The following is a 26,622-nucleotide window of genomic DNA, read 5'->3' as shown; positions in this document are numbered from 1 at the left end:
CGATGAGGACCGAATGAACCTGTTTTAGTGATGATCAACGCAAATCGCTGGCGTATTAGTAGATGGTAATGGCTTGTTTGCCATATTCCTTCTTAAAGTTAGCCATAGTTTCCCAGCTGATAGCACCATGATCGTACTTCATGTTCTTACCACCGGTACCGGCCTTGGCCGTTGAGCTGTAGTAGAGAGGATCGTTGACCTTAAATTTACCATTCTTGTAACCAACGATGACCTTGCAGTGGTTCCGCTTTTTGTCGCCATTCTTTTGGTAAGAAGAGTAACCATAGAATAAGACGGGGTAACCACCCTGAACGTACATCTTAATGGTGTTGGCACTAGACTTAGAGATATTAGCGGTTTGCTTTGTCCAGTGGTGAGAGTACTTCGTTAAGGCAGCGGCCGTGATGACGTGACCGAAACCAACACCTGTGTAAACGTTACCCTTTTGACCACCCTTGGTTGGAACCATTGGCAGATGATTTTGGGCATAGCGTAAGTCAACCTTGTTACCGCGGTAACGCAACAACATGGTCATTGAGGCAGCGGCGCACCCCCATGGTGCAAAGACAGGCTTGTATTGGCTGACATAAGGAACCTTCATGACCTTACTGGTCGTGCTGGTTGCAACGGCATTAGCATTGACGTAGCCAAGATAGTTCTTCTTGGCATTGTACAACCGATAATAAGTCCGACCATTACTCAACTTATACTTACCATTGGCCTTGTAAGCTTTATGGAAAAGCTTGTTGGATGAAGAAACGGCGTGCCACTTGTTTTGATAGACCTTGTAGCCCTTCTTAACAAAGTGGATTTGGTGCTTGTAGGATTTCCAGGACTTACTAGTTTGTTCTGGAACCGCTTTCGTAGAAGCGTTAGCTGTAACCGTGGCTGGTGCCGTTAAGGGAATGTTGACACTACTACCAAGCGTGATGATAGCGAGTAAAGCTGCCCCATTGCGGAGTAGTCGTTTACTTAGACTAGAGTTAACCATTGTGTTGCCTCCTATATGTATGTTAGGTACGGTTCTGATTATACATCAAAATCATTTTTGTGAGTAACATTAAACAGGAGAAACTTTATTTCTGATTGTATGGTGTTATGCAAGGAAACACACAAACACTTATCAGAAATCATTATTGACAGCAGACGGTAGGGGCCTATTGATCATCTGATCGGGTGATGGGTAGTGATCATGATGCACAAATAAAAGAAACACTTGTTTAATTTGAACATGAAGCTCGGCAAACCGAGTGATCTTGGATTAGGAACAGCGGGCGGTTTGCAACTATAGCAAAAAGGCATTCACCTCCAGAAGTCGAGGGAATGCCAACGTCACGCTTATTAGAATTTATGTATTGAGTTAACGCAGTTTAGCAAAGAGTCGCTTGGCATCCACATGGCGTTGCGTTGATCTGGTCAGGATTAAGGCTCTGTGGTGACGAACCAAGGTCCGTAGCCAAGTCGGCCGGGTAAGATAGCGTAACTTTATCTCATGGTCAAAAGATTGGAGAGTTCGGCCATTCTCAATATTTGAGAGGGTACTGAAGCTCATACCGAGGACCAAAGCCGCCTCACGAAGGGTTAACCCCAGCTTTTCTCGAGCCGCTTTGATTTCTGTGGGTTGGAGAAAATTGAACTGCTGACGGTAAGTCATCCAATCCTGGCGAATATTGTAAGTGGGATCGTCTAAAGGCTCTAGGTAGGCCTGACGATTGGTCATCTCAGCGGTTGCAGGAATCCAATAATGGTGTTGGCTGGTAATATATTCGTTAGCGACAAGGCTGGTTTCCGTTACGGCAACGATACTGTAGCGGCTGGATGAGCCGGTCTTATCGGTAAAGCTTTTTTGAGCGACTACTTCAGGCAAAAGGCCACCTCCTTGACAGAATAAAAGACGGTATCCACTAGTTACGCGGTGAATACCGTCTTTTTGACAAGTTCTACGCGAATTAAAGAGTATGAATGGATAACTCAAATTGTACACCAATATTGTTTATCGTAGCAATAGTTCATCGTAAGAACTTTATCTTATACTATTAAGGAAGTGTGCTCTGAATAATTCACTTTAATCCACCACCGTTGCCCCCAGCGCCGTCTCAAAGTGGCCCAGCGCCCACTCGTGGCCCGTTGGGTTGAAGCTGGCCACAGCATTGCGGTGAATGACTAAATGATAGCCCAAATTGTAGGCGGCAATCGCCGTGTGAAGGACGCAGATATCAGTACAGACACCCGCTAAGTGAAGGGTGTCAACGTGGCGCTCGCGTAGCCGCAGATCGAGGTCGGTTCCGGCAAATGCGCTATAGCGTGTTTTATCAAACAGCCAGACCTTGTCATCAGTGGCGTGATCGTCGTACCAGTCTTTTACGGGGCCAAAGAGTTCCCGTCCCCAGGTATCGCGAACGTTGTGGGGCGGAAAGAGCTTGGTTTCTGGGTGATAGGGGTCGTTTGGCGTGTGTACGTCCGTGGGAAACAGCACCCAGTCGTCCGCTTGGTGGAACTGGTCGGCCAGCGTTGTGATGGCGGGAGCTAATTTTTGGCCAGGTTCGCCGCAGGTTAACGCGCCCTGGGTGGCGACAAAGTCATTGGTGTAATCGATGATCAACAGTGCTTGATGGTTTGCCATAGTGATCCGCTCCTTCTCTATTGTTGGGGCTAGTATGGCGAGAATTGCCGCCGGTGTCAATGGATCTGTCCATTAAGATATTGATAATACGGCACAATTAATTAATAGTTACTGTCACTTGGCGGCCGCAGACTAGTCTTGTGAGAAGGTGTGGGATTTATAAAAAGTGCTGCGAGAAATATTGACAGGTTAGCGGGCCTTGGGTATACTATTGATGAATTCATATTATATCACGTATAATATTGTGAGGAGGAAAGCTTATGGCCATTCAGGTACCGACAGAACTTCTTGACGGCAGTGTGCTGGGATTGTTGACGCAGCAGGATCACTACGGCTACACCCTGACGCAGGAAGTGCGGGAGTTACTGCCAATCTCGGAATCAACGTTGTATCCCGTTTTGCGGCGGCTGAAGAAAAATGGCTGGCTGGACACCTATGACGAACCTTTTCAGGGCCGCAATCGCCGTTACTATCGTCTGACGGATAGTGGCCGCGACCGGCTTAAGGAGATTCAGGGGGACTGGCAGGATTTCAGCCAGGCAATTGCGCAGTTATTGGAGGGAAACACGCATGAATGATTATATTAAGGAATTGGAACGGCTGATTGGGCAGCTCACCACGGCCGAACAGCAGGATGTGGTGGAATATTACCGCGAATACTTAATGGATGCCGGATTAGAGACCTATCAGCAGGCTGTCGATGAATTGGGGACACCGCGGTCTTTGGCACGCAAGATTTTGGCTGACTATTCGATTCGGGTGAGCGAGCAGAATAATCAGGAGTCGCAGCAGGCCTCACGGTCGACCGTCCAGGCCACCAAGAGTAATGTGCGGACGGTTTGGCTGATTGTCTTGGCCTTGCTGTCGACGCCCGTGACGATTCCGATTTTAATCGTCGTGGCCGCGCTGCTATTCGCCATGGTTGCGGTGCTGGGGAGCCTAGTTGTGGCGGCATTCGCGGTGTTCTTGAGTGTCATTGCCATTGGCGTTGCGGGGTGTGTCGCGGGTCTCTTTGTGATTTGGCAGATGCCGTGGACGGGCCTGTTTTATCTCGGGATGGGGCTGTTTGCCTTAGGGGCCAGCCTGATTGCCTGGTTAATTTTGAAATGGATTGGGAGTAAAGTTGTCTGGGGATTATCGTGGTTGGCGCAGGAAATCTATCGCCGTTTCATTCCACGTAGCCGGGCAGAACGGGGGCGGAAGCTATGAAACGCAGTGTCAAGATTGGGTTAACCCTCATGATTTTGGGGGCCGTTTTATTCGGGGTTGGTTGGATGAATCACGGTGACAAATCCGTCGTTTGGAGTCGCGAGTCGCGGGCATTTAAGACGGTTCAGCGGGTCAAACGCAGTTATCAGCCCAAAGATTATCGGCGGATCGTCATTGATTCACAGGCGCCCGTGACCATTAAAGCGGGTGATACGAGTCGGGTGACGGTGAGCTATATTGATGGTAATCGCCAGTTGCCACAGGCTCAGGTGACCCATGGTGCCCTGACCATCAAGGGTGGGCACTCGGCCAATAAACTGGATGTGACGGTCTTTGGCCTCTCTGAACACACAACGACGAACGGGGGTGTCCTGGTTACGGTACCACGGACCAAGCAGTTGGACAGTGTCGTGGTCAAGAAGGGCAGTGGTAGCGTCGCCCTGCGCGGCCTTCGTGCGAAGCAAATGACGGTTGCCAATGCCGATGACGTGAGCTTAGTGGACTTAAAGATTCAAAAGGACCTGGCGATTCAGTCCAGTGATGGGGATATCTGGGCCAGTCAGATTAAGGCTAATAAGTTGAGTATCAACACAGATGATGGGGACATTGGTGTGTCCAACAGTCACCTTGCCGCGACTGATAATCAGTTTATAACGGGCGATGGGGGCATTCGGTTATCGGATAATCACCTAGGGGGCGGTAAGATCCGTTCAAACGATGGCGATCTCACGTTACAGGAAAATACGTTGACCAAGCAACTCAAGGCAACGACTGCCGATGGCGATATTCGTGCCTATATTGGCAAGTCGGCCGGCGCTAAGGTAACGACGGAAGATGCCGATATGAGTGACATCACGGTTCAGGGGAAGAATCGTAAGAACGGGTACTGGTTACGGCGAGATGCCGCCACGCAGTATCAATTAAGTACGAGTGATGGGGACATTCGCGTTGCCGATAGTCATTAGTTCAGGAGAGTTGTACCTTGTGTGCAACTCTTTTTTGCTGGCTTCTATCGTGAAACGTGGTAGAATGTAATGACTGCTTTATACCGGATTAAACATCAAATACAAGTACTAGAGGAGATTTTATCGTGTCTGATTCATCATCTTACTGGCAAAATATTGCCGCCCATGCGAAGGCCGAGGGTCGGCCCTTCTTCAGCTTGGCCCCCATGGAGGCCGTGACCAACGCGATTTTTCGGCGGGTGGTTGCTCGGGCTGCTGCGCCTGATGTCTTCTTTACGGAATTCACGAATGCCATCAGTATTACTCATCCCAAGGCCAAGTTCACGGTTCAAGGCCGGCTCTACGTGGCGCCTGAAGAGGCCCATATGCCCGTTGCCCAGTTATGGGGGAACGATGGGGATGCCTTTGCCCGCGCGGCGGTTAATGTGAAGGAACGCGGTTATGAGGCCATTGACATTAACATGGGTTGCCCAGACGCCACGGTGATTAAGAATCATGGTGGTAGTGATCTGATCCGCAACTTTGAAAGTGCGGCGGCCGTGATTGCCGGCGCCAAGACGGCGGGATTGCCCGTCAGCGTGAAGACACGGCTGGGGTACAGCCGGTTGGATGAATGGCGCGATTGGTTAACGTTCTTGCTGCAACAGGACATTCCGTTGCTGACAATCCATTTACGGACGAAGAAGGAAATGAGCCGGGTACCCGCGCACTTTGAGCTAATCGATGACATCGTGAAGCTACGTGATGAAGTGGCACCGGATACGTTGATTCAACTCAACGGGGATATTGAAAATTATCAAGAGGGCGTGGCCTTGGCCCAAGCCCATCCCGGGGTGGATGGCATCATGATTGGTCGGGGGATCTTCACCAGCCCGTTTGCCTTTGAAAAGACGCCGCAATACCACGACGTTAAGGAACTGCTGAGCCTGCTGAACTATCAGTTGGATCTCTACGATGACTTTGAGAAACGCTTCGATACCTCGCGTTTTGCTTCATTGAAACGGTTCTTCAAGATCTACGTGCGGAGTGAACCGAATGCGGCCAGCCTACGAAACGCCATGATGGAGACCCACACGACGGACGAGGTACGACAACTGTTAGCGGAATCGGAATTTACCAAATAATACGGGTTGCTCACAAAAATCGATTAAATGACCAAATAATGAGAGTTCGAGACATAACTCAAAAATCAGTTGTTTCAGAAGTATAGCCTTCTGAAACAACTGATTTTATTTTGGGCCATTATGGTGCTGAAACGTGGAACAGAAGGCGCCTCCTGTCCCACTCTTTCCTAATCAATTCTGCTAATTAACGTGTGTGGTAAATGCTGCTCGTAAAGCCAGTTGAGGCAGCTGCTTCATCGTTGGCCGCTTGGACCAGCTTCTTTTGCGTGTCTGAAAGGCGGCTGTCGTTCCACTTGCGAACGGCGGCGTTCTTGGCGTCTTCGGACTTGTAAGTCTTGCCGTTGAACGTGTAATCGCCAGAAGCCTGTACGTTATTGCCACCCAAGGCGACCGGAATAGCGACAGCGACGATTACGACTGCGATTAAAGCGATTATGGATTTTGCGAGTTTACTCTTGAACATTGTGAAAATTCCCCTTTGCTTATGCCAGTTTATGCCGAACTGAGAAGTGCAGCTCAACCATCATACCTTAAGTTAGTTGCGCGGTGCAACTAGTAATTGATGCCGGTTTACCGGGGACTTGGGGATGAAACGCTGCTGGGAAAATGAAGGCATCGCTTCCAAAAATAACCGAAAATATTAATATGTTTATAAAAACACCGCGAGTTCATCTCGCGGTGTTTTTGAGTAAGGCGTTAGTTACTGAAACTGTGACTCAGGCGGGTCGAGGTCGTGGCCTCGGCGTTAGCAGCCTTGACCAGTTGTTTTTGGGTACGCGAGAGTTGGCGATTTTGCCAGTTCTTGGTGGCTTTGTTCATAGCGACTTTCGTGGGGTAAGTTTTACCATTGAACGTGTAGTCACCAGATGCTTGGGCGTTGTTTGCGCCAAGCGCAGTGGGAACGGCGATCGCTACGATGATAACGGCCACTAAGACCAATAGTGACTTTGCGAGTTTGCTGTTAAACATGATTAAATTTCTCCTTATTAAACCGAAATCGTTGACACAACTCATCCATCATAACCAAATTAGTTGGGTCGCACAACTATTGTTTTAGTCGTATTGATGCGCCGTTTGATTGGAAACAGCGCTGGTTAAATGAAGGTATCGCTTCCAGAGTAAAAGTGCTAAATTAGAGAAAAAGTGGAAAGCACGGTGAAACGTATGCAATTAGCGGAAAAAATCACAGGAAACGTGGCGCGTTCGGTCAATCCCCATGGCTTGGAACAGATGATGTCACAACAGATTGCAACGGTCCGTTCGCGGGGAACGTATGCTGGGGCGAAGTGTGCCCTAATTCTGGGCGGATCGGCGAGCTATGGCTTGGGCAGTCGCTTGACGGCGGCCTTTGGTCAGGGTGCGACCACGATTTCGGTGGGCTATGCGCGGCCACCCCAGGCTGACTTTTTGGGCGCCGCCGGGTGGTGGAACCAGGTGTACTTCAAGCGCGCCGCCGAGAAAGCCGGATTGGTCGCCCAGAATTTCAATGCCAATGCCTTTCTATCGAGTACCAAACAGCTCGTGATTGACTACGTGCGGCAGGAACTGACCGAACCGATTGATCTGTTGGTCTACTCGATTGCTGCCCCTAAACGGGTTAATCCAAATAATGCTGATGAAACTTGGCGATCGGTGATTAAGCCGATTGGTCATTCGGTGACGGATTTTTCCCTTAACTTAGAACAGGAGCGGCTAGTGGAACAGACGGTGGCACCGGCTTCGGCTGCCGAGATTGCGGCCACCACGCACGTAATGGGCGGTGAGGACTGGGAACTTTGGGTCCATACGTTGCGAGATGCGGGTGTTCTGGCACCAAACTGTAAGACCATCTTGTTCTCCTACGAAGGCCCCACGGCAACGGCGGCGATTTATCACGATGGCACGCTGGGCCGAGCAAAGCGTGCGGCGGAGGCTAGTGCCCGTCGTCTTCAACAATTGCTGGCACCAACGGGCGGCGAGGCGTTGATTAGCGTGAACCGTTCCGCCGTGACCAAGGCTTCGGCCGTCATTCCGGGATTTTCACGGTACGTCATGGCGCTATTGCAGGCGGAACAAGCGAGTGGCACCCACGAAACCACGGTGGCACATCAGGATCGGCTGTTTCGAGAAATGGTGTATGGGGACCAGCGGCAGATGGATGATGAGGGGCGGTTGCGGCCAGATGCGCTGGAGCTGTCCACAACGATGCAAGCAGCCGTGGCACAGATTTTGCCCGAGTTGACACCAGCTCGGTTTACCACGGCCATGCCGGGTTATCAGGCCTATCGTCAGGCTTTTCGGCAGTTGAGTGGCTTTGCGGTTCCGGGGGTGCCGGCCGAGTTTGACTGGGATGAACTGTCGGATAATTACGACTAGAATTGTGAAGTAACGATGTGAGGGTTAGGCCATTAACGGGGGTTAAAAATGAGGTATAAGCACGTTATAATGCCTTTTCACGACTATCCTTATGTAAGCGAAGTCAATTAAAAATCCCTGAGAGTCGCGTCTTTTTGCTAGGGAATAGCCCCGAAAAGGTCTATAATATTCTGCAGTCTATAACGACCATTACGGGTGACTTCGTGACCGTCGTTTGTGAGCCGTGAGTGGTCCTCGGTGGCTGTGAAGTTGTCCAGTCAGTCGATCCTGCACTTCGGCGATAAATTAACGTTTAAAGTTAAGGAGAACCTATCTAATGATGATACCAAGTATTCAAATCATTTTTGCCAGTCTATCGGGTCGCAACCAGGCCATTGCTGGCCACTTGCAGGCACAATTAGCGTCCAGGGCGCAAACGGTTGTTACGGAGATTTCGCAAGCGGACGCCTTTGAGTTGCCCCAGGCCGATGCGGTGATTGTCGTGAGTTATACCTACCATGATGGTGATTTGCCCGATGAAGCCCAGGACTTCTTTGAGGACTTAAAAGAAGTTGATCTGGGACGGACAAAGTTTGCCGTTTTGGGATCTAGCTCGAAGAAGCACGTTCACTTTGGCCGCGCCGTGGATTATTTAACCATGCAGTTAAATTCCAGCAACGGTGACCAAGTCGCAGATTCCGTGAAGATCGACCAAGATCCGGATGATGCTGATTGGGCGCGGGTGGACCAACTGGCGCAACGTGTTTTAAAGAGTTTTGACTAACTGGAAAATTTAACGAGGTGAAACGAGTATGTATTTACGAAAAGCAAAACCAGAAGAAATTGACTTAGTTTGTGACATTATTGAAGACGGCAAGCAACAACTTGCCGATGCCGGAATCGATCAATGGCAAAACAATTACCCGAATCGCGCTGTCATCGAAGGCGATATCGAAGATGGCCGTGCCGTAATTTACAACAGTGACGACCACGAAACGTTGGGAGTTGCTGCCGTCATCGAATCCCCAGACCACGCCTACGATACCATGACGGGTGAATGGCTGACGGATGCTAAGAAGTACGTAACGGTTCACCGGGTTGCCATTTTCTCCCACCACCAAGGCAATGGTTATGCGTCCCAATTATTCCGTGACCTCTTTGATTACATCGATGAACACCATCCCGAAGCCGAAAGTATTCGGATTGATACTCACCGGGACAACTTGAAAATGCAACACTTGATCGAAAAGTTTGGTTTCAAGAAGGTTGGCCAAATTGATGGTGTCTACCATCCGACAGACGTCTGCTTCGTTTACGAAAAACTGATTTAGCAATCATCCGGTCATATTGACCGTGGTAAGTGTTTCGTGAAGATCATCAAGGTCGTTCACTAAACGAACGAGCAGTCACGGGTCCTCAAAGTTACTAAAAATAAATTTATGTGGAAGCCGTTACCGGTCTAGCACTCGTGACGGCTTCTTTTTTTATACAGTAAGTTTGAATAAACGCCGGTGTTGCGGCATAATTGTGTATAGCAATCATAGATAATTTGACATTGCGATAAAAAGCAGTTGCTTAATGATGCAGAACCAGGTAGCATATTCTCATACACTTTTAATCTAAGCTTGAGAGCAGCTCATATTTATGACGATTAGCGAGGCCGCAGACGGTCCTCACAGACGCAAGCGAGTGGCGAGTGATTGTTTGATGGAAGAGCAGTTGAGTTTTAGATGATCCATTTTTAATGACGAAATAATCCTTACATAAGGATAGAAAGAAGGAATTAGATTGCAAAGAAGACTAAGTGCCCGCCAAATGCAGATGATTGCGTTAGGCGGTACGATCGGCGTTGGATTATTTATGGGGTCTGGTTCCACAATCAAGTGGACGGGACCTTCCGTCCTCATTGCCTATATTATTTCTGGAATTTTCCTATACTTAATCATGCGGGCCCTGGGGGAAATGTTGTACGTGCACCCCACAACTGGGTCCTTCTCCACGTTTGCCTCCGAATACATGCATCCGGTGTTTGGTTATTTGACGGCTTGGAGTAATATTTTTCAATTCATTGTCGTCGGGATGAGTGAAATGATCGCATTAGGTGGTTATTTCCGTTTCTGGTGGCCCAACCTACCGGACTGGATTCCCGGTCTGGTGGCGATTACCTTCCTGTGTATTGCCAACTTGATTTCGGTCAAAATGTTTGGTGAGCTGGAGTTCTGGTTTGCCCTGATTAAGGTGGTCACGATTGTTCTGATGATTATTGCCGGCCTGGGCGTGATTCTCTTTGGATTTGGGAATCACGGGGTGGCCGTCGGAATCAGTAACCTGTGGACACACGGGGGCTTCTTTACCGGTGGGGCCAAAGGGTTCATCTTTGCCTTGGCCATTGTCCTGGCCTCCTATCAGGGAATTGAGTTGATTGGGGTTACGGCCGGTGAAGCCGAAAATCCCCAACACACACTGGTTACGGCGATTCGTTCGACCGTTGCACGGATCCTGATTTTCTATGTGGGGGCCATCTTCGTGATCGTCAGCATCTACCCTTGGGATCAACTGAACCAGATTGGTTCTCCGTTTGTTCAAACCTTTGCGAAGATTGGGATTACGGCCGCAGCGTCGATCATTAACTTCGTGGTGATTACCGCTGCGCTTTCCGGATCAAACTCCGGGATTTATAGTGCTAGTCGGATGGCCTTTACATTGGCGGAAAAGAAACAACTGCCACGGAAGGTCACGCTGCTTAACCGTCATGGGGTGCCCGTTTATGCCGTGATTGCCATTTCCATTGGTATCGGAATTGGGGTCGTCTTGAACGTGGTTTTGCCGATGTTCTTTAAGGATGCCAGTCAGATCTTCGTCATGGTTTACAGTTCCAGTGTGTTGCCAGGAATGGTTCCCTGGTTTGTGATTCTAATCAGCGAGATTGAGTTCCGTAAGCAGAATCCCCACGAAATGGCCGAACATCCTTTCAAGATGCCGTTTGCGCCATGGTCCAACTACATTACGCTGGTCTTTCTCGCGATTACCTTAATCTTTATGTTCCTGAACCCAGAGACGCGGGTCTCCATCTTGGTAGGGGTGGTCTTCTTAGCAGTTATGACCATCATCTACTTCAAGAAGTACCAGCCGCGTGAAAAGGACGAAAAGACACTGTAGGCGATTGGCGCTTTTAAATTTAAAGTAAGTGATAGCCAGTTGAACGGCCTGACACATTCCGTGTTGCCGATCGACTGGCTATTTTTAGGCGAGCATGTATAATAGCTACTGTCAGATTTTAACGAATTGCCGTCGGATTTTGCGTTATTTTTAAGGCTTAAAACACCTAAATTCAGGCGGATTTTACATCAAAAAAATGAGGGAAAGAAGGCCAAACATGAGTCGTCCAGGAAATTATGGTAAATCGAGTCGTCTCAAACAATTGCGGCAAGTTCGTCGTCGAAAACAACAGCAGACTAGTAGAACCATTGCGTGGGAGCAGGTTGAGGACTTTTTGTTGGGCCGTTACCATCTGGTTCAAGGCAGCAAGCTACCACCGCTAGTAGATGCGACGGTGCAGCGCTTCTTTAGCGAATGGCTGCAAACCGCCTTAGCACAGGGAGAAAATCAGGTTCAGTGGGATATCACGGCCCTCACCACGACGACCTTGCAGCGGATCGGTAATCAGGTCCCGTGGCAGTTTTACAGCGTCCTGGCCGGGCAAGCGATGCGCTGGCAACGTCTGATCCAGCGAGAAGGGCCCGTCCTTCCTTTGGCAACGCCACGCCAGATGGTCTCGCCACTCACGGCAACCGGTTGGGAACAGGTGATTGCTGAGCAATTGGCGGTGAACTTATTAACGATCAGTGCGATCCCGGTTACGGTCAAGCAGCGCGATCAACTCACGGCCAGTTTTAGGACTGATGACGGCCTTCAATGGGGGGCGATTGCGGCCTTGTTTGGGCCCTTGGGCTTTCAGATTACGCCGGGAACGGATCAAGAGACGACGCAGTGGCTAAATGATTTAAAAGCGTCAACGATGAACGGCGACCATCACTAAATGACTAGATACGAAAGGTCAGCGAAAAGCTGGCCTTTTTATTTTTCACCAGGTATCATCAGCTAGTGAATCAAGCATGTGAGATAAAGCGGACACGATTTTGGCTAGACGGCTGGCGAACAAAGTGACCAGCACGGAATCATTCTGTCTGTAACGTAACGGGTGGCTTAGCCATTACCGGAGCCATCCATGTTTGCTAAAACGGGTAATCAGGAGGTATGGATTTAGCAAATATGAGGAGTTGAGTAACATGACTCGAAAGTTAATGAAGGCTGCCTTGCTAAGTGGCGCTGCAGCCTTAGCACTGGGGGTTGGTGCCGTTCCCGCTTTTGCGGCAACGACCGATGCCTCGTCTTCCAGTAGCAGTGCAAGCAGTAGTAGCGTTGGGCCAACCTCCCAGACCACGAAGTCTTCGGCTGAGTTTGATACGAGTCCTAATGCGGCAATTGCGTTAGACTCGGCACCAAACATTGGCTTTGGCGCTAATGCCACCCCAAACGGCAAGATTAACATGGTATATTCTGCAGCGACGGCGGATAATCCTGTTGAAGTTTCTAACCCAGGCTTAGGCAGTGGGTGGAATGTTCAAGTCAAGAATACGGCGTTTACGGATGCAACCGGCGATACCCTGAAAGGGGCCGTTCTTTCGCTGGGTGAACCCGATGTTTCAGCAGGTAACCAGGGTAATCCATCAACGGAGCCTAGTGCCACAGCCTTTAAGCTCGATGGCACCGGTACGAACGCGTTGGTCTTTGATGCAGCGGCTAAGGGTGGTTTAGGTATTTGGGATGCCGAATATGGCCTAGCTGAGATTACGTTAGCAGTACCAGCAGGGCAAATGGGCGGCATTTACAGCTCAACCATGACTTGGCAGCTGAACGATACGCCACAGTAAGCGATTCGCCGATTTGGTGAACGTTGTTTGCGTGGTGTTGTGTCATGAGGGGGGCGTCAATGATGAGGCGAGGATGGCAGATCTTATTAGCCGTGATTTTAGCGTTAATGGCGATGGTTTGGCGTTTACCAACGGTTCGGGCGGCCAGTACACCCAACAATAATGTTGGTTATACCGTCCACCCGGTGCTTCCGGACAACCAGATCAGTCAAAAGATTTCGTACTTTGATCTCCGGGCAATACCGGGTCAGACGCAGAAATTGCAGATCGTGGTGACCAATACGAGTAATCGTTCGCAAAAGTTTCAGATCACGGTCAACCAGGCTGTGACCAATAACAATGGTGTTATTGATTATAGTCAACTGAAACCTAAGCGGGACTCATCACTCCAGGTCGGTATCGCGGATGTCTTCAGCAAGGATTCTGCCCAGACGGTGACGATTCCAGCGAATGCGCAAAAGCGGGTGACGGTGAGCTACACGATGCCTTCTCAAAAAGTGCGTGGCATTATTTTGGGTGGTATTTATGTGGCGCAGTTGAATCCAGATAATGCTAAATCTAACGGTCAGATCATGATCAAGAACGCTTTTGCCTACGCAATTGGCGTGTCTCTACAGGAAGGGACGACCGTGAAGCCCGATTTGAAACTCAATCAAGTCGTCGCCTCACAGATCAACGCGCGAAATGTCGTGACGGCAAATCTACAGAATTTCCAACCGGGGATTTTGCAAAACCTGACGGTCAATGCACGCGTGACGCAGGTCGGCAACAATCGGACATTACTATCCCAGAAACAAGGTCAAATGGGGATGGCGCCCAACAGTAATTTTAATTTTAGCATTCCGTGGGGCAACGAGGCGTTAGTCGCCGGCAACTATACGTTGTATTTGACGGCCAAGTCCGGAAATCAGCAGTGGCGGTTCGTCCGCAACTTTACGATTAACGGACCGACGATCAAACGGCTTAACCGACACGCGTTGACCCCAACACAGCCAAATTACTTGCTGTACTTGTTGTTGCTGATCTTGATCGCCATTCTATTGGCCATTATTGGCTACCTCATCTATCGCAACCGACACACACATGACACGAAATAAGGAGGCGTTAACGTTGCTCAAACAGTGGTTGAGCGCCGGCTTGATTCTACTAGCAGTAACTCTGGGTGGAACGATGCCCGCGCATGCCGATAGTGACTATGGACATGCGTTGGCAACGGCACCACAGGGTATCTTATTGAACAAGACCGATTCTGTGATGGCCTTGGGAACAGCTAGTACGAGCTCAGCTGCTGTGGTTGATACAACGAATCCGGCTGCTCCTAACACGCAGGCTGCAAAGTTAACCAATGGGGCTGATCAATTTGGTTCAATTTGGTCGACGAATGATAATTACTTTGATTTAACTCAGGACGAAACAGTTTCATTGTGGATGTACTTTGGCGATAAGGGGACTAGTGGAGGCGAAGGCATGGCCTTTGTTCTCCAGAACGATCCTAACGGCATTGCGGCGAGTCCCAAGTTTGGACGCTTTGGCGTTCAGGGGGAAACACTGGGTGTCTGGGGGGTCGACAAAAACCCAACTCAAAAGAGTAGTGAGGGAATTGCAAAGACGGCAGTCCAGAATAGCTGGGCATTGGTGTTTGATACGAATGCCAACATGGAAACCGGCGGGAGTGCTGTTGGCCAGGCCAATTCGTTTGATATTGGCTCGCCCAGCAACCACATCGCATCGGCCTATCCTAGTCTAGCGAAAACGTATCGTCAGTACGTGGATGCCGGCATATGGGGCTTTACCAGCCCCCGCTATTACTATTCTCTGCGCTACAATGGTCTGATCGTCAGTTCTAAGGATTCTGGTTTTTTGGCAGATAGCCACTGGCATCACGTTACCATTCATTGGAATGCCTCGGCGGGAACGATGACCTATACCTTCAACGATCGAAACCCACAGACGGGAGAACATCTCGCTGGTCTTAGCCACACGATTCGGCTCGATCAGAATGTGATTGATCCGGAACATAGTGGCAAAATCCGTTGGGGGATTACCGGAACGACGAGCAGAAAATGGGGCAACAACTTGGCCGTCTTTGAAAATACGCCGGGGGTGGTCGATGCGACAACGACTGCAACATTGACTAACCTCACGCGTGGCCGAAAGATTCAGGACCATGGTGGTGCGGTTGCAAATGATCAAGTTCGTTTAGATTATCACCTGAATTATCGCGACGGTCGGCAGCCTTGGTCGAGTATTGTGGCCAACTTGAAGCTCCCTCAGTCGATTGACTTTGAGCGTGCGACGATTACGTATAGTGGTGATCGCACGCCCGAGACCCTAGACCTTCAGTCGGTCAAGGATCGCCGCTTGCTAGCGAAGTTGGGCCACGCGATGGATAGCGCATACCCCTCCGCAACCATCAGCCTGACCGGGCGGGTAGCGGCAGTGTCCAAGACGACTCAGGTAGAAAGTACCTCAAGCACCTTCTCTTCTAACGCGTTGATCAGTACGGCGGAAACGCCGCAGTTTACGGTTAATCCAAGTCTTGATTTAGATTTGAATGTGACCAGTGGGCAGACGATAGAGTTGCAGGCGAATGAGGCAACGACCGTAATGGGTAGGGTTACAGCGACCACGAGTATGGCAGAGATGCCAACCGTTAAACTGAAACAGGTGTTGAATAAACAGGCTTTGCCGGACGTGACAATGACCGCTGATGGGCATTTTAAGCTCCCCGTAACAGCGGATATGCTTCGCCCGGGGAAGAACGCATTGACCCTCACAGCCGTGACCGCGGATGGCGATACGTCTAATCGGGTTACCATGACCATTAAGGTAATCGGTGAATTGAAGTTTAATTATATTTCGCCAAATGAGCGTTTTCAATCGAGTGAACTAACCGGCAAAGGTCAGCTGGTTCACCGAGAAGGCAGTTGGCAAATAGAGGTTCAGGATACGCGGGGAAGCGGTTCGCAATGGACATTACTGGCGCAGTCCACCCCGTTTGTGACTGGCGATGGTACCAAACTTGGTGGGGGACCTGTCTACGTCAACAAGTATGGGGTAATACCGATTGGCAGAACACCAACACCGGTGTTGACGCATACGACAACTGACACGAACCTCGATGGCAAGTTTAATGTGTCGAGAAACTGGACGCGAGGGACAGGTGTCCTTCTTGCGGTCGATGAGGATACTATACCCGGTAATTATACGGGCAGTATAACGTGGACGTTGGAGGATGCTCCCGGATAGTACGGGTTACCAGCTTGAGCAAGCGGGTTGGAAGTGGCTAGAATTGGCCAATTCGAGACGTGATGCGTACAGCAGTCAGTGATGGCGGCTAACCATGCCTTGCCAACTAATTTGGATGGTCAAATTCGAATCATCCTACCACGGAAGCTGATAAACAGGCGAGTAAATCGCCAAGAGATTAACCAAGTTTCATCAAAGCCACGAAATGACGTCTGAGTGCTGAACTCGGACGTCATTTTGTATGGTTTTGAAGAGACTGGGCCACCAGGTAATTTGTTGCGTTTAACCCGAGAACATTACGTTCAGGCGTGTCAACTAAGCGCCTGATGGCTCACGCTCTTTGAAAAAAAGTGAGACTGATTCTTAAAAAAATACGTTAGTCATAGATAGAGGGGGTAAAAAAACCGCTGTCGATTACCTAGAAAGGTAACCAGCAGCGGTCTAGTAGCGAACCACTTTACACTTACTTGAGCAGTTCAGTCATCATTTTTTCGTAAATCGTAATGAAACGGTGGTACATGTCTAAGTCGACGTATTCATTGACCTGGTGTGCGGTAATGTTGCCGGGGCCAAAGATCACAACGTCGATGTCGGGATTGACGGCGAGGAAGGAGGAGGCGTCAGTGCCACCCGGAACCCCAATTAAAGGCAATTTTTGTTCCAGATCGGCTTCCCCAATGGTCTTAGCAACCTTGACCAACTTGGCCGTTTCCATGGTATGCATGGGCCGCAAATCACTGAGAATGTCGAGGGTTAAGTCGGCACCAGCGGCATTCAAGTCCGCAATAATTTCCTTAATAGCGACCGTCATATCGGCGTTTGGCAGTTCAGGAATCGTCCGGATCTTAACGGACAGGTCGGCGCTGGCAGGAACGGTGTTAATCTGTTCCCCACCGCGAACCATGGTGACCACGGGCGTTACCGGTCCCAGAACCGGATTGCGATAATTCTTGATTGAAGCAAAGTATTCTTCTTCTTTTTGGTAGAAGGCCATCAGCGGGGTGATCGCGTTCTTCCCAATCTCGGGCATAGAGCTGTGTGAGGCGACCCCCTTAGAGTGAACCGTGTAGGTCAGTGAGCCCTTATGTGCCAGCTCGATGAAGTGCTGTTCGTTGGTCTGGTTCGCATCAGCGAGTTTCTGCGCACCGGCTTGGTCGATCTGCAACATGTATTGAATCTGCTTTTGCATCAGGAGCTGCTTAGCGACACCACTAGGTTCCCCGACAATCAACGTATCAACGTCGTCAACGTAACCGGCCTTGGCGAGTTGCTTGGCCCCGTACTGCCCGTATTCTTCACCCACGGTTGCCATGAGTCGCACCGTTCCGTGAAGAGGGACCTGATTTTCCTTAAGATGGATTAGCGCCCAGACGCCGGCCATGAGCCCCGACTTCATGTCGGAAGTTCCCCGGCCAATCATCAGGTTATCCTTGATGGTTGCGGAGAGGGCCTCAACTTGCCATTTGCTGGCATCGCCTAGAGCAACGATGTCGGCGTGACCGTCAAAGCCGACAACGGGGCCGTTGCCATCACCAATTTCAGCAACCAGGCTGGCCCGATCGGGGGCGTATTCGACTAATTTACTGGCAATACCATGCTTGGCCAATAGCGCAGCGATGTAGTCAGTTACTTGCTTTTCAGCACCATTAACGGTATTCATCTTCACAATATCGCTTAGGGCTTGAACAACTTCATCCATGTTCTTCCACCTCATTTTAAAATAACCGTCTGTATGTAAACCATTAGATTAATAACTAACTTGATTACAGCACTTTTTGCCAGGAGGGTCAAGAAACTGGTACAGCCAATGCTTTGGTGAGGCACGGGGCCGTGGCGTTCAATCGAGTGAGAAGACGGTGTTCTTCCAGTCTAAAGCGCCCCCGATTTAGAGCAATATACTGGCATGAATACTTACACCAATGCGGTAATGGGGTAGGCCTTTCATCTTGCAACCTTTAGTCGTTAACCTAAAAGATTGGCAAGCTGGCGGTTGACTGTAACGTAACGTTACCCCTTATACTAAGGGCGTCGTCTGCAAATGCAACAGGAATGGCGGCTAGATTAATTCATCAATCACGTCAATGACTTTGTAGGTGGCGACTTCGCCGAGGTCTACCAAAAAATCATTCAGTTCGGCTCGTGAGTGAAAGGCCCCTTCGATGAGATAAGGCATGTCACCGGAGACGCGATAGTGATGGCGAATGGCATTGCGGTAGCGCTTGATGAGCTTCTGGTAGGCGGTGCGTTGGCTGGCATCCTTCATGGCGGTCCGGATGAAGATTTGGCGATCATACCCGAGCTTCTCGGTATTGACCTCAATGGTATAGCGCTTGATCACGCCGGAATCTTCCAGACGGTTGATGCGCGCGGTCACTGCGGGCGCCGTCAAATGCACCCGTTGTGCCAGATGGTTAACTTTGATTCGGCAGTTTTTAGTCAGTTCTTTGAGGATTAATGTATCGGTTGCGTCGAGCAAATGACAACACCTTACTTTATAAGTATTTTGGCACGAAATGCTTTACTTTTCATCTTAACAGGGCTGTCAAAAAACTGTAAAGTAGACGTTATTGCGATTGCACCATGTTTGAGGCGTTTTTCTAGGTATTTTGGGGAAGATTAGTATAATTAGACATTACAGGACAAGTGAGAAAGTCACCAGGAATACATCTAATGCGGACGAAAAATGGTGTAAGCTGTCCGTTTTACTGATCGGCAGTGTTCCTAACGTGATGATTGTGGTTTAACTCCCCTGCTGGGTGCTGAGTGAGAAAGAAGTACGGTGTGGGAGCCAATCACGATTGTAGCCGAAGGAGGCCAGGGATGGAGCCGGCCGTGATGACGGTGTTAATTGGCGTTTTGTGCCAATTTACAGCGTGGGACGAGCTTGGAAACGTGCCGATTTTTGCGCGGTTTCAAGTCGAGGTGAAAGACCGCTTTCTGGCTTTCACCGGTCCCCACAGCAGGCGGAATCTCTGGCAGCCGCAGGCGAATGGTAAGGCGACTGACAACGTCTACAGCAGCAGTTATATGCCATAAAAGTAATGAAGAAAAAGATCAGGAAGCACAAGGGAGAGGTACGGAGGTCAGCATGATAGAATTTAAAAACGTTAGTAAACAGTACGAAGGCAACCTGGCGCTGGATCGTCTCAATCTGACGATCCCCAGTCGTGATTTCTTTGTGCTTGTCGGACCCAGCGGTAGCGGTAAAACCACGACGCTCAAGATGCTTAACCGGCTGATCGAACCGACCGATGGCAACATCTACTTTGATGATAAACGGATCATTGATTATGACTTGAAACAGTTGCGACTGCAAATGGGATACGTGTTGCAGAACATCGCCCTTTTTCCTAACCTCAATATTCAGGAAAACATTGCGATTCAAGCGGAGTCGTTGGGGTGGCCACGTCAGGACCGGATTGCGCGAGCGCGGCACCTGTTGTCGCAGGTTGATTTGGACCCGGATCAGTATGCCACACGAATGCCCAGCGAACTTTCCGGTGGGGAGCAGCAACGAGTCGGCATTATTCGGGCACTCGCCATCAAGCCCAAGGTGGTGCTGATGGATGAGCCATTTAGCGCGTTAGACCCAATCTCGCGTAAGCAGTTGCAGGATCTGGTCTTGCGTCTGCATCGGGAGTTAAAGATGACCTTTGTCTTCGTGACCCACGACATGCACGAGGCCCTGCGATTGGGACAACACATCGCGGTCATGCGTCTCGGCCACATCCAACAGATTGGGACGGGAGAAGAGATCATGCAGCACCCGGCCAATGATTTTGTGCGCGGCTTTTTCCAAAACGAACACGCACCGCAACCGGCTACGATTCAGAGCCTGCTGAATGCGGGTTACGGCCAGGCGACCACGGCAGAGGCAACCTTGGCGGCAACTGCGCCAATCAGTGAGCTGGCGGCAGCTTTGCGACAGACAGCACCAGTTGTCATTGCAACGGCGCAAGGTGCCCGTGCAGTGACGACGCCAGACCTATTGGATTATTTAGCAGCTAAGGAGGCGGACTAGTTTGCAGGCAATTGTGCATATCTTAAAGACACAGGGCAATGATATCATCCGGGCCATTGGGCAACACATTGGCCTGTCGCTGATTTCGCTGTTGATTGCGGCAGTCATCGCCATTCCATTGGCCATCGTGTTGATGAATCACAAACGCGCCGCCAACGTGATGCTCCAGATTACCAGTATCCTGCAGACGATTCCCAGTCTGGCCTTGCTGGGAATTCTGATCCCAATCGTGGGGATTGGCACCGTTCCTTCAATCATCGCGCTGGTGATTTACGCGGTGATGCCGATCTTTCAAAATACGTATTCCGGGCTGACGACGATCGACCCGAGCTTAGAAGAAGCGGCGACGGCGTTTGGTCTGTCGCGGCACATGAAACTTTTCCGAATCGAACTGCCGTTGGCGATGCCGATGATTATTTCTGGGATTCGAATTGCCACGGTGATGATTATCGGAACGGCCACGTTGGCCGCCCTGATTGGCGCCGGTGGCCTGGGGACGTATATTCTCTTGGGGATTGAAACCAACAATAATGCCCTCCTGATTATTGGGGCAGTGTTGTCCGCCATTTTGGCGCTCGTCTTTGGCGCCGGTATTGATTGGCTGGGCAAACTGTCGTTTAAGAAGGCCGGCATTGTTCTCGCGACTCTGGTCGTGTTGATTGGTGGGTTTGCCGGCTATCGCAAGTTGGCCAACCCGCAGACGACGATTACGGTGGCCGGAAAGTTGGGGAGTGAACCCGAAATTCTGATCAACATGTATAAGGATCTCATTGAGCACGATCATCCCAACATGCAGGTGACCACCAAGGCGAACTTTGGGGCCACGTCCTTCCTGTTTAAGGCGTTGCAATCCGGGTCGATTGATATTTACCCCGAATTCACGGGGACGGTGCTAGAGTCGCTGGTGACGGGGAAAAAGACGGCCAGTCATGATCCCGCGAAGACTTACCAAGTCGCTAAGAACGCCTTAAAGTCGCAACATCAAATGGCGTACCTCAAGCCTATGGCCTATCAAAATGGTTATGACTTGGCGGTCACTCAGCAGTTTGCCAAGAAGTATCATTTAAAGACGGTTTCGGATTTAGTGGCGGTTGAAGATAAGGTTCACGCCGGATTTGATCCCGATTTTCATCAGCTGAAGGACGGTTATCCCGGGCTAAGCAAGGCGTACGGGCTGAAATTTGCCAGCGTCAAGACCATGGAACCGTCGATTCGTTATAAGGCGATTGCCAACGGTAAGGTTAATCTGGTTGATGGGTATACCACCGATCCTGAGGTGCAGGAGTACCACTTGGTTGTTCTAAAAGACAACAAGCGGTTCTTCCCGCCATATCAAGGGGCACCCCTTATGACTGAAAAGCTACTGACGGCGCACCCAGAACTCCGACCCACTTTGAACAAGCTGGCCGGTAAGGTGTCGACGACCGATATGCAGAAGATGAACTACCGGGTGTCGGTTAAGCACGAGAAGGCGGCCACCGTGGCACGAGAATACTTGAAGAGTCACGGACTGCTGGATTAAAAAGTAAGCGTCAAGCCTGGGGAACTAGTCAAGGCGGGTTAACCGAGTTAGGTGAATAATTCTAGTCTTGACAGTTGTGGCGAGGAAGACTACACTATCATTAATTTCTAATCGATTTGTCATAAAAGCTAGGAGAAGAGTAGTGGTGTCGTCGTTGTTCAGTGAGCCCGGTAAGTGAGAACGGGTCAACGACTAGCCATGAAGATGAGCTCCTGATAGCTATCAAGTGGTTCACGCTGCTTGATCGGTAGGAACCGTTAACTTTCCGGGTATCATGAGGTACCGTTGAGGCAAGGTCTGTGAGGATCTTGTAAACTAGGGTGGTAAAACGACGCGTTCGTCCCTTGAGCTAAGCAATTAGTTCAGGGACGAGCGCGTTTTTTATGTCCCGTGACAAATCACTAAAATCTAGGAGGAATTTGATCATGACAACGACTACTTTGAAAGCTTTTCCTTACCGTTACGATGTTGTGGGGAGTCTCTTACGCCCAGCTGCCTTGAAGGACGCTCGAGCAAAATTTGCGGCCGGTGACATTACCGCTGACGATTTAAAGACGGTGCAACGTGCCGAAACGAAGCGGGTGGTTCAGAAACAAGTTGACCTGGGATTAAAGGCCGTGACCGATGGCGAATTCAACCGAAGCTGGTGGCACCTGGACTTTCTGTGGGGACTCACGGGGGTTGGCCACTACGACTACAAGAAGAGTTACAAGTTCCACGGCAGTAAGACGCGGACGGATAATGCCGATCTCGTCGGCAAGATTGCGTTTAACCCGGAGCATCCCTTCTTTGAGAGCTTCCAATACTTACAGAGCTTGGTACCAGATGGTGTGGTCGTGAAGCAGACGATTCCGTCACCCACCATGTTGTTCCGGGACAACCGTAGCGACAACTGGAATCAATTCTATGACAGCTGGGATGCTTACTTAGATGACTTAGCTAAGGCCTATCATGAAACGATCAAGCATTTCTATGATCTGGGCTGCCGTTACTTACAACTGGATGATACGACGTGGGCCTTTCTGATCAGCAAGCTCAACGAAACGGCCGATGATCAAGCCGCACATCAAAAGTACGTGGGCTTGGCGGAAGATGCCGTCCACGTCATCAACCAGTTACTTGAGGGGTTGCCAGAAGATCTGACGGTGACCACCCATATTTGTCGGGGGAACTTCAAGTCGACCTACCTCTTCTCAGGGAGCTACGACGACGTGGCCGATTACTTGGGCGAGCTGCACTACGACGGTTTGTTCCTGGAATACGACAGTGACCGTGCGGGGAGTTTTGCACCCCTAAAGCGAATCTGGAACGGGGATGCCGGCAAACGCTTAGTCTTGGGCCTGATTACGTCTAAATTCCCAGAATTAGAGGATGAGGCAGCCGTTAAGACACGGATTAGTGAGGCCGCCGAACAGGTACCACTGGCAAATTTGGCGTTATCCACGCAATGTGGTTTTGCGTCTACCGAGGAAGGCAATCAACTGACTGAAGACCAGCAGTGGGCGAAATTACAACTGGTCAAGCGGGTTGCTGATAGCGTCTGGGGTTAATCGTGTGTTGAAATTGAAACCTAAAACGTGGGACAAACGACAACTGCCGTTTGTCCCACGTTTTATTAGGGGCTTAATTATGGGGCGCAATCCAGGCCAATTCTAGTGGCTTTACAGCGTCTTTACCGAATCTTCAGCGCTTTTTTACAGTTGATGCGTAGACTTAAGCGTAACTTTAAGGCAGTCAGGGGGAACCATGATGACAACGCTTGTGTTTGGCCATCGCGGCTATCCGGCACGCTTTCCAGAGAACGCACTAGCCGGGTTTGAATACGCTTGTGAGCAAGGAATTGACGGCTTGGAATTTGACGTGCATTTAACCGCGGATCGGGTGCCCGTCATCATGCACGATGAGCGGATTGATCGAACGACGGATGGGCGCGGCCGGATTGATCAGTATACGTTTGAACAGTTACGCCATTTTCGTTTGGCGAATGCGGAGCCGGTGCCGTCACTGGCTGAGTTGTTAAAGCTGGTCTCGGGACGTGATGTGCAGTTGGATTTGGAATTCAAGACCGATAAGATTCAATATCCCGGGATCGAAGCCGTGGTGATGCAAATGGTACACGCCACCGCGCTGCGCTATCCCGTCATCTTTTCGTCCTTCCATCTCCCCACACTGAAGACGTGCCAACGACTGGCGCCCAACGAAAGCTACTGCTGGTTGACGGATAAACCCGTGGCCCACCCTGCGGCATTGGTGGCGCGAGAACATTTGAGTGGCCTGCATTTGCACCATTTTCAGTCGCAGGCATCGGTTACGGAGCGGATTTGGACCGTGGACAATCCTGTGGTTGCGGCGGATTTGATGGAACAGGGGGTCGCCGGTATCTTTACGGATGATTTTGTCACGATGATGCAGGTTAAGCGACAACTCGCAAATTAAAATGCACGTCCCATTTGATAAAGCGGCGCGTGCATTACGGTATCGTTAGGAAAGGACAAAGGGGTTGGGAAGACCGTTAGCCCGTTTTTCGTGCTGGACAAATGCGAGTTCCTGATTGACCAGGTGCGTGGCATTAGGGGCGTCATATAACGCTAATTTCCGGTCAATTTCCTTAAGATTGGTCTGGATAGCGGCTTGCTGAACCTCGATGGCCTGTCGATGTTCACGTAGGAGCGCCTGCCGTTGCGGAATCGAACGAGGACCGGCCATGACGTAGGTGATGTATTGGCGAATGTCGGCGATCTTCATGCCCGTCTCTTTTAAACAGCAGATGGTTTTGAGCAGATGGAGATCACCCTCAGTGAATGTTCGGTAGCCGGAGGCGTTGCGGCTGACGAAGGGTAATAAGCCCTGCTTGTCGTAAAAACGTAAGGTGTAGATGGAAAGGTTGGTCTTTTCGGCCACCTCTTTAATGGAATATGTCAAAAAATCACTCCTATCGGTTGCCCTAGAGTTAGGTCTAGGGTTTATGCTGATTACATCTTAACGAGGAAATACCGTAATCACAAGCGATAAGGGGTAATTTTAATGACAGAACAGATTTTAGTAACCGGGGGCGATGGTTTCTTAGCCCTGCACATTATTCAAAAATTATTACAACAGAACTTTTGGGTCCGGGCGACGCTACGTTCTTTAGACAAGGCCGATAGCGTTCGGGCAACATTGGCAGCAGCACAGGTACCTCACTTGGAGCGGTTGCACTTTGTCGTTGCCGATTTAATGCAGGATGCGGGCTGGTCCGCCGCTATGCAAGGGGTTACGGGTGTGATGAGTGTGGCAGCGCCCGTCTTTGTTAATGCGGGGCCAGTTTCGGCAGCGGTCGTTCATTCGGCGGAACAAGGAACGTTGCGGATCTTGAAGGCCGCAGAAGCCGCGAACGTGAAACGGGTGGTGATGACTGCTAACTTGGGCGCAGTTGCCTTCAGCAGTTTTGATGCGCACCACGTGATTACGGAGGCCGATTGGACAAACGAGAAACAGCCGGGCTTATCCGTTTATGAGCAGTCTAAGCTGCGCGCCGAGATCCACGCTTGGGACTACCTGACCCAAACAGACTCATCACTGGAATTCGTGACGGTTAACGCTGGTGCAATGCTGGGGCCTGCGTTGGGGCAGCGCGTGACCAATAGCTTTGGCATCGTTCAGCGTCTACTGGACGGCAAAGCGAGTCCTGACCTGACCTTTAATGTGGCCGACGTCCGGGATGTGGCGGATATTCACGTTCGCGCCATGCTGACGCCGGCGGCTAAGGGGCAGCGCTTTTTAGCGGTGGAAGATGGTGCAATTTCAATGCGCGACATGATTGAGCTGATTAAAACGCAACGGCCAGCCCTAGCCACTAAGCTGCCGAAACATCTGCTACCGCAGGGACTGATTCATTTGCTGGCCCCAATAAATACAACGCTTAAGGAAGCGGACTTGGTTCTGCGGTTGAATCATCGTGTCAGCAATCAACGGGCACGGACAGTTTTGGGGTGGCGGCCGGTGAGCGACAAGGAAACGGCTGTTTTAGCGGCCGTTGATTGCCTACAGTGGTCATAATCGAGCAAGCGCCCAGCACGGTATTAGTCGGCTAAAACGTGGCTGAACTCGGCCCCCAGTTGTTGCGCGTTGAAGGCGTAAGGGGCAAGGGCTTGATCGGTATCGATAAAGTGACCCTGGTCGTCTAAGTCGGCACCGTTGAGACTAATCTGCAGGTTGTTGGTGAGCGGACGCATCTTTAATCCGCGAATGATTAGGTTGACGCCTTGAGCTGCTTGAAAGCCACCATGGTGGCCGTAAGAAACCATGCTGACGGGTTTGTGGGCCCATTCTTTATACAAGTAGTCTAAGGCGTTCTTCAATGGTGCAGGGTAGCCCCAATTGTATTGTGGAAAGAGGAGGACAAAGCCATCGTATCCTTGAATCAGCTGGTGCCATTTTTGCGTGTGAGCCTCGTGATAAATACCAGTTGAAGGTATTTCAACCTCGTCCAGTAGGGGAAGATTGATCTCAGCCAGGTCGATCAGATCGATGGTGAGGTCGGGTTGGGCCATTGTCTTCTGAAGCCAAGCGGCAATGCTAGGACTGATTCGAGAGGGACGGGTAGAGCCTAAGATTAAACCGATTTTTTTCGTCATGGGTGGGTAAACTCCTTTAAAATTA

27 protein-coding genes are annotated in these 26,622 nt (G+C 50.3%); 18 read left to right on the top strand and 9 right to left on the bottom strand.

Annotated elements, in window-relative coordinates:
• Nucleotides 1-55 precede the first annotated feature (55 nt).
• From FD28_RS09215 to FD28_RS09205, 3 genes are all read right to left on the bottom strand, one after another.
• Nucleotides 56-991: a C39 family peptidase gene (locus FD28_RS09215; RefSeq protein ID WP_057734754.1), complete on the bottom strand. Its 936-nt coding sequence runs from the start codon at nucleotides 989-991 to the stop codon at nucleotides 56-58.
• A gap of 369 nt (nucleotides 992-1,360) precedes the next feature.
• The gene (locus FD28_RS09210; protein WP_057734753.1) at nucleotides 1,361-1,867 is read right to left on the bottom strand and encodes a helix-turn-helix domain-containing protein; all 507 of its coding nucleotides are present in this window, start codon (nucleotides 1,865-1,867) and stop codon (nucleotides 1,361-1,363) included.
• Between the two features lie 198 nt (nucleotides 1,868-2,065).
• Nucleotides 2,066-2,623 carry a cysteine hydrolase family protein gene (locus tag FD28_RS09205; protein ID WP_057734752.1) on the bottom strand — a complete coding sequence of 186 codons (558 nt, stop codon included), beginning with the start codon at nucleotides 2,621-2,623 and terminating at the stop codon, nucleotides 2,066-2,068.
• Nucleotides 2,624-2,883: 260 nt separating this feature from the next.
• Between FD28_RS09205 and FD28_RS09200 the strand changes: the two genes are divergently transcribed.
• The 4 genes from FD28_RS09200 (at nucleotide 2,884) to FD28_RS09185 (ending at nucleotide 5,921) form a co-directional block, all read left to right on the top strand.
• Nucleotides 2,884-3,201 (top strand): PadR family transcriptional regulator, encoded by a 318-nt coding sequence (locus FD28_RS09200; protein ID WP_057734751.1) that lies wholly within the window; start codon nucleotides 2,884-2,886, stop codon nucleotides 3,199-3,201.
• Complete coding sequence (locus FD28_RS09195) at nucleotides 3,194-3,832, top strand: DUF1700 domain-containing protein (protein WP_057734750.1); 639 nt, start codon at nucleotides 3,194-3,196, stop codon at nucleotides 3,830-3,832. The genes FD28_RS09200 and FD28_RS09195 overlap by 8 nt, the downstream gene beginning before the upstream one ends.
• On the top strand, nucleotides 3,829-4,797 hold the full coding sequence (locus FD28_RS09190; RefSeq protein WP_057734749.1) for a DUF4097 family beta strand repeat-containing protein: 969 nt from the start codon (nucleotides 3,829-3,831) through the stop codon (nucleotides 4,795-4,797). Before FD28_RS09195 ends, FD28_RS09190 begins: the two co-directional genes overlap by 4 nt.
• Before the next feature lie 125 nt (nucleotides 4,798-4,922).
• Nucleotides 4,923-5,921: a tRNA dihydrouridine synthase gene (locus FD28_RS09185; RefSeq protein WP_057734748.1), complete on the top strand. Its 999-nt coding sequence runs from the start codon at nucleotides 4,923-4,925 to the stop codon at nucleotides 5,919-5,921.
• Nucleotides 5,922-6,105: 184 nt separating this feature from the next.
• Here the strand turns inward: FD28_RS09185 and FD28_RS09180 are convergent, their stop codons facing one another.
• Together FD28_RS09180 and FD28_RS09175 are read right to left on the bottom strand one after the other, a co-directional pair.
• Nucleotides 6,106-6,384: a hypothetical protein gene (locus FD28_RS09180; RefSeq protein WP_057734747.1), complete on the bottom strand. Its 279-nt coding sequence runs from the start codon at nucleotides 6,382-6,384 to the stop codon at nucleotides 6,106-6,108.
• A gap of 233 nt (nucleotides 6,385-6,617) precedes the next feature.
• Entirely contained in the window at nucleotides 6,618-6,890 is a 273-nt protein-coding gene (locus tag FD28_RS09175; protein ID WP_057734746.1) for a hypothetical protein, read from the bottom strand.
• A gap of 195 nt (nucleotides 6,891-7,085) precedes the next feature.
• On the opposite strand from FD28_RS09175, the gene fabV reads away from it, so the two are divergent.
• From fabV to FD28_RS09135, 8 genes are all read left to right on the top strand, one after another.
• Nucleotides 7,086-8,276, top strand: a complete 1,191-nt coding sequence (gene fabV, locus FD28_RS09170) for an enoyl-[acyl-carrier-protein] reductase FabV (protein WP_057734745.1) — start codon at nucleotides 7,086-7,088, stop codon at nucleotides 8,274-8,276.
• Nucleotides 8,277-8,592: 316 nt separating this feature from the next.
• On the top strand, nucleotides 8,593-9,039 hold the full coding sequence (locus FD28_RS09165) for a flavodoxin domain-containing protein (protein WP_235806881.1): 447 nt from the start codon (nucleotides 8,593-8,595) through the stop codon (nucleotides 9,037-9,039).
• A gap of 28 nt (nucleotides 9,040-9,067) precedes the next feature.
• Complete coding sequence (locus FD28_RS09160) at nucleotides 9,068-9,586, top strand: GNAT family N-acetyltransferase (protein ID WP_057734744.1); 519 nt, start codon at nucleotides 9,068-9,070, stop codon at nucleotides 9,584-9,586.
• A 457-nt stretch (nucleotides 9,587-10,043) separates the two neighbouring features.
• Nucleotides 10,044-11,414 carry an amino acid permease gene (locus tag FD28_RS09155; protein ID WP_057734743.1) on the top strand — a complete coding sequence of 457 codons (1,371 nt, stop codon included), beginning with the start codon at nucleotides 10,044-10,046 and terminating at the stop codon, nucleotides 11,412-11,414.
• Nucleotides 11,415-11,631: 217 nt separating this feature from the next.
• Nucleotides 11,632-12,294, top strand: a complete 663-nt coding sequence (locus FD28_RS09150) for a hypothetical protein (protein ID WP_057734742.1) — start codon at nucleotides 11,632-11,634, stop codon at nucleotides 12,292-12,294.
• Nucleotides 12,295-12,544: 250 nt separating this feature from the next.
• On the top strand, nucleotides 12,545-13,189 hold the full coding sequence (locus tag FD28_RS09145) for a WxL domain-containing protein (RefSeq protein WP_057734741.1): 645 nt from the start codon (nucleotides 12,545-12,547) through the stop codon (nucleotides 13,187-13,189).
• A gap of 59 nt (nucleotides 13,190-13,248) precedes the next feature.
• Nucleotides 13,249-14,286 (top strand): WxLIP family cell surface protein, encoded by a 1,038-nt coding sequence (locus FD28_RS09140; protein ID WP_162255552.1) that lies wholly within the window; start codon nucleotides 13,249-13,251, stop codon nucleotides 14,284-14,286.
• A gap of 13 nt (nucleotides 14,287-14,299) precedes the next feature.
• Nucleotides 14,300-16,438 (top strand): WxL domain-containing protein, encoded by a 2,139-nt coding sequence (locus tag FD28_RS09135; RefSeq protein ID WP_057734739.1) that lies wholly within the window; start codon nucleotides 14,300-14,302, stop codon nucleotides 16,436-16,438.
• Nucleotides 16,439-16,901: 463 nt separating this feature from the next.
• Here the strand turns inward: FD28_RS09135 and FD28_RS09130 are convergent, their stop codons facing one another.
• Nucleotides 16,902-18,137 carry an ArgE/DapE family deacylase gene (locus tag FD28_RS09130; RefSeq protein WP_057734738.1) on the bottom strand — a complete coding sequence of 412 codons (1,236 nt, stop codon included), beginning with the start codon at nucleotides 18,135-18,137 and terminating at the stop codon, nucleotides 16,902-16,904.
• Nucleotides 18,138-18,494: 357 nt separating this feature from the next.
• The gene (locus FD28_RS09125; RefSeq protein ID WP_057734737.1) at nucleotides 18,495-18,914 is read right to left on the bottom strand and encodes an Lrp/AsnC family transcriptional regulator; all 420 of its coding nucleotides are present in this window, start codon (nucleotides 18,912-18,914) and stop codon (nucleotides 18,495-18,497) included.
• A gap of 344 nt (nucleotides 18,915-19,258) precedes the next feature.
• On the opposite strand from FD28_RS09125, the gene FD28_RS09120 reads away from it, so the two are divergent.
• From FD28_RS09120 to FD28_RS09100, 5 genes are all read left to right on the top strand, one after another.
• Nucleotides 19,259-19,474, top strand: coding sequence for a hypothetical protein (locus FD28_RS09120; protein ID WP_057734736.1), 216 nt, complete (start codon nucleotides 19,259-19,261; stop codon nucleotides 19,472-19,474).
• Nucleotides 19,475-19,526: 52 nt separating this feature from the next.
• A complete protein-coding gene (locus tag FD28_RS09115) occupies nucleotides 19,527-20,459 on the top strand; it encodes an ABC transporter ATP-binding protein (RefSeq protein ID WP_057734735.1) in 933 nt (310 codons plus the stop codon).
• A 1-nt stretch (nucleotide 20,460) separates the two neighbouring features.
• On the top strand, nucleotides 20,461-21,981 hold the full coding sequence (locus FD28_RS09110) for an ABC transporter permease/substrate-binding protein (RefSeq protein ID WP_057734734.1): 1,521 nt from the start codon (nucleotides 20,461-20,463) through the stop codon (nucleotides 21,979-21,981).
• 425 nt (nucleotides 21,982-22,406) lie between these two features.
• Nucleotides 22,407-23,531 (top strand): vitamin B12 independent methionine synthase, encoded by a 1,125-nt coding sequence (locus tag FD28_RS09105; RefSeq protein ID WP_057734733.1) that lies wholly within the window; start codon nucleotides 22,407-22,409, stop codon nucleotides 23,529-23,531.
• A 199-nt stretch (nucleotides 23,532-23,730) separates the two neighbouring features.
• On the top strand, nucleotides 23,731-24,417 hold the full coding sequence (locus FD28_RS09100) for a glycerophosphodiester phosphodiesterase (RefSeq protein ID WP_057734732.1): 687 nt from the start codon (nucleotides 23,731-23,733) through the stop codon (nucleotides 24,415-24,417).
• 45 nt (nucleotides 24,418-24,462) lie between these two features.
• Here the strand turns inward: FD28_RS09100 and FD28_RS09095 are convergent, their stop codons facing one another.
• A complete protein-coding gene (locus tag FD28_RS09095; RefSeq protein WP_057734731.1) occupies nucleotides 24,463-24,903 on the bottom strand; it encodes a MerR family transcriptional regulator in 441 nt (146 codons plus the stop codon).
• Nucleotides 24,904-25,005: 102 nt separating this feature from the next.
• Here FD28_RS09095 and FD28_RS09090 point away from each other — a divergent pair, with 102 nt between their 5' ends.
• Complete coding sequence (locus FD28_RS09090; RefSeq protein WP_057734730.1) at nucleotides 25,006-26,019, top strand: NAD-dependent epimerase/dehydratase family protein; 1,014 nt, start codon at nucleotides 25,006-25,008, stop codon at nucleotides 26,017-26,019.
• 23 nt (nucleotides 26,020-26,042) lie between these two features.
• On the opposite strand, the gene FD28_RS09085 is transcribed toward FD28_RS09090, so the two are convergent.
• Entirely contained in the window at nucleotides 26,043-26,597 is a 555-nt protein-coding gene (locus FD28_RS09085) for an NADPH-dependent FMN reductase (RefSeq protein WP_057734729.1), read from the bottom strand.
• Nucleotides 26,598-26,622 lie beyond the last annotated feature (25 nt).

The organism is Levilactobacillus hammesii DSM 16381 (genome assembly GCF_001434395.1).
In the GTDB taxonomy this organism is placed as follows: Bacteria; Bacillota; Bacilli; order Lactobacillales; family Lactobacillaceae; genus Levilactobacillus; species Levilactobacillus hammesii.
This window is presented reverse-complemented; position numbering and strand designations above follow the sequence as displayed.

Excerpts from the sequence above, each read along its gene's own strand:
- FD28_RS09150 (WP_057734742.1), top strand. The coding sequence starts at position 11,632 with ATGAGTCGTCCAGGAAATTATGGTAAATCGAGTCGTCTCAAACAATTG.
- FD28_RS09085 (WP_057734729.1), bottom strand. The coding sequence starts at position 26,597 with ATGACGAAAAAAATCGGTTTAATCTTAGGCTCTACCCGTCCCTCTCGA.
- FD28_RS09120 (WP_057734736.1), top strand. The coding sequence starts at position 19,259 with ATGGAGCCGGCCGTGATGACGGTGTTAATTGGCGTTTTGTGCCAATTT.
- FD28_RS09190 (WP_057734749.1), top strand. The coding sequence starts at position 3,829 with ATGAAACGCAGTGTCAAGATTGGGTTAACCCTCATGATTTTGGGGGCC.
- fabV (WP_057734745.1), top strand. The coding sequence starts at position 7,086 with ATGCAATTAGCGGAAAAAATCACAGGAAACGTGGCGCGTTCGGTCAAT.
- FD28_RS09105 (WP_057734733.1), top strand. The coding sequence starts at position 22,407 with ATGACAACGACTACTTTGAAAGCTTTTCCTTACCGTTACGATGTTGTG.
- FD28_RS09115 (WP_057734735.1), top strand. The coding sequence starts at position 19,527 with ATGATAGAATTTAAAAACGTTAGTAAACAGTACGAAGGCAACCTGGCG.
- FD28_RS09165 (WP_235806881.1), top strand. The coding sequence starts at position 8,593 with ATGATGATACCAAGTATTCAAATCATTTTTGCCAGTCTATCGGGTCGC.
- FD28_RS09090 (WP_057734730.1), top strand. The coding sequence starts at position 25,006 with ATGACAGAACAGATTTTAGTAACCGGGGGCGATGGTTTCTTAGCCCTG.
- FD28_RS09180 (WP_057734747.1), bottom strand. The coding sequence starts at position 6,384 with ATGTTCAAGAGTAAACTCGCAAAATCCATAATCGCTTTAATCGCAGTC.
- FD28_RS09200 (WP_057734751.1), top strand. The coding sequence starts at position 2,884 with ATGGCCATTCAGGTACCGACAGAACTTCTTGACGGCAGTGTGCTGGGA.
- FD28_RS09100 (WP_057734732.1), top strand. The coding sequence starts at position 23,731 with ATGACAACGCTTGTGTTTGGCCATCGCGGCTATCCGGCACGCTTTCCA.
- FD28_RS09160 (WP_057734744.1), top strand. The coding sequence starts at position 9,068 with ATGTATTTACGAAAAGCAAAACCAGAAGAAATTGACTTAGTTTGTGAC.
- FD28_RS09205 (WP_057734752.1), bottom strand. The coding sequence starts at position 2,623 with ATGGCAAACCATCAAGCACTGTTGATCATCGATTACACCAATGACTTT.
- FD28_RS09130 (WP_057734738.1), bottom strand. The coding sequence starts at position 18,137 with ATGGATGAAGTTGTTCAAGCCCTAAGCGATATTGTGAAGATGAATACC.
- FD28_RS09175 (WP_057734746.1), bottom strand. The coding sequence starts at position 6,890 with ATGTTTAACAGCAAACTCGCAAAGTCACTATTGGTCTTAGTGGCCGTT.
- FD28_RS09140 (WP_162255552.1), top strand. The coding sequence starts at position 13,249 with ATGATGAGGCGAGGATGGCAGATCTTATTAGCCGTGATTTTAGCGTTA.
- FD28_RS09145 (WP_057734741.1), top strand. The coding sequence starts at position 12,545 with ATGACTCGAAAGTTAATGAAGGCTGCCTTGCTAAGTGGCGCTGCAGCC.
- FD28_RS09195 (WP_057734750.1), top strand. The coding sequence starts at position 3,194 with ATGAATGATTATATTAAGGAATTGGAACGGCTGATTGGGCAGCTCACC.
- FD28_RS09215 (WP_057734754.1), bottom strand. The coding sequence starts at position 991 with ATGGTTAACTCTAGTCTAAGTAAACGACTACTCCGCAATGGGGCAGCT.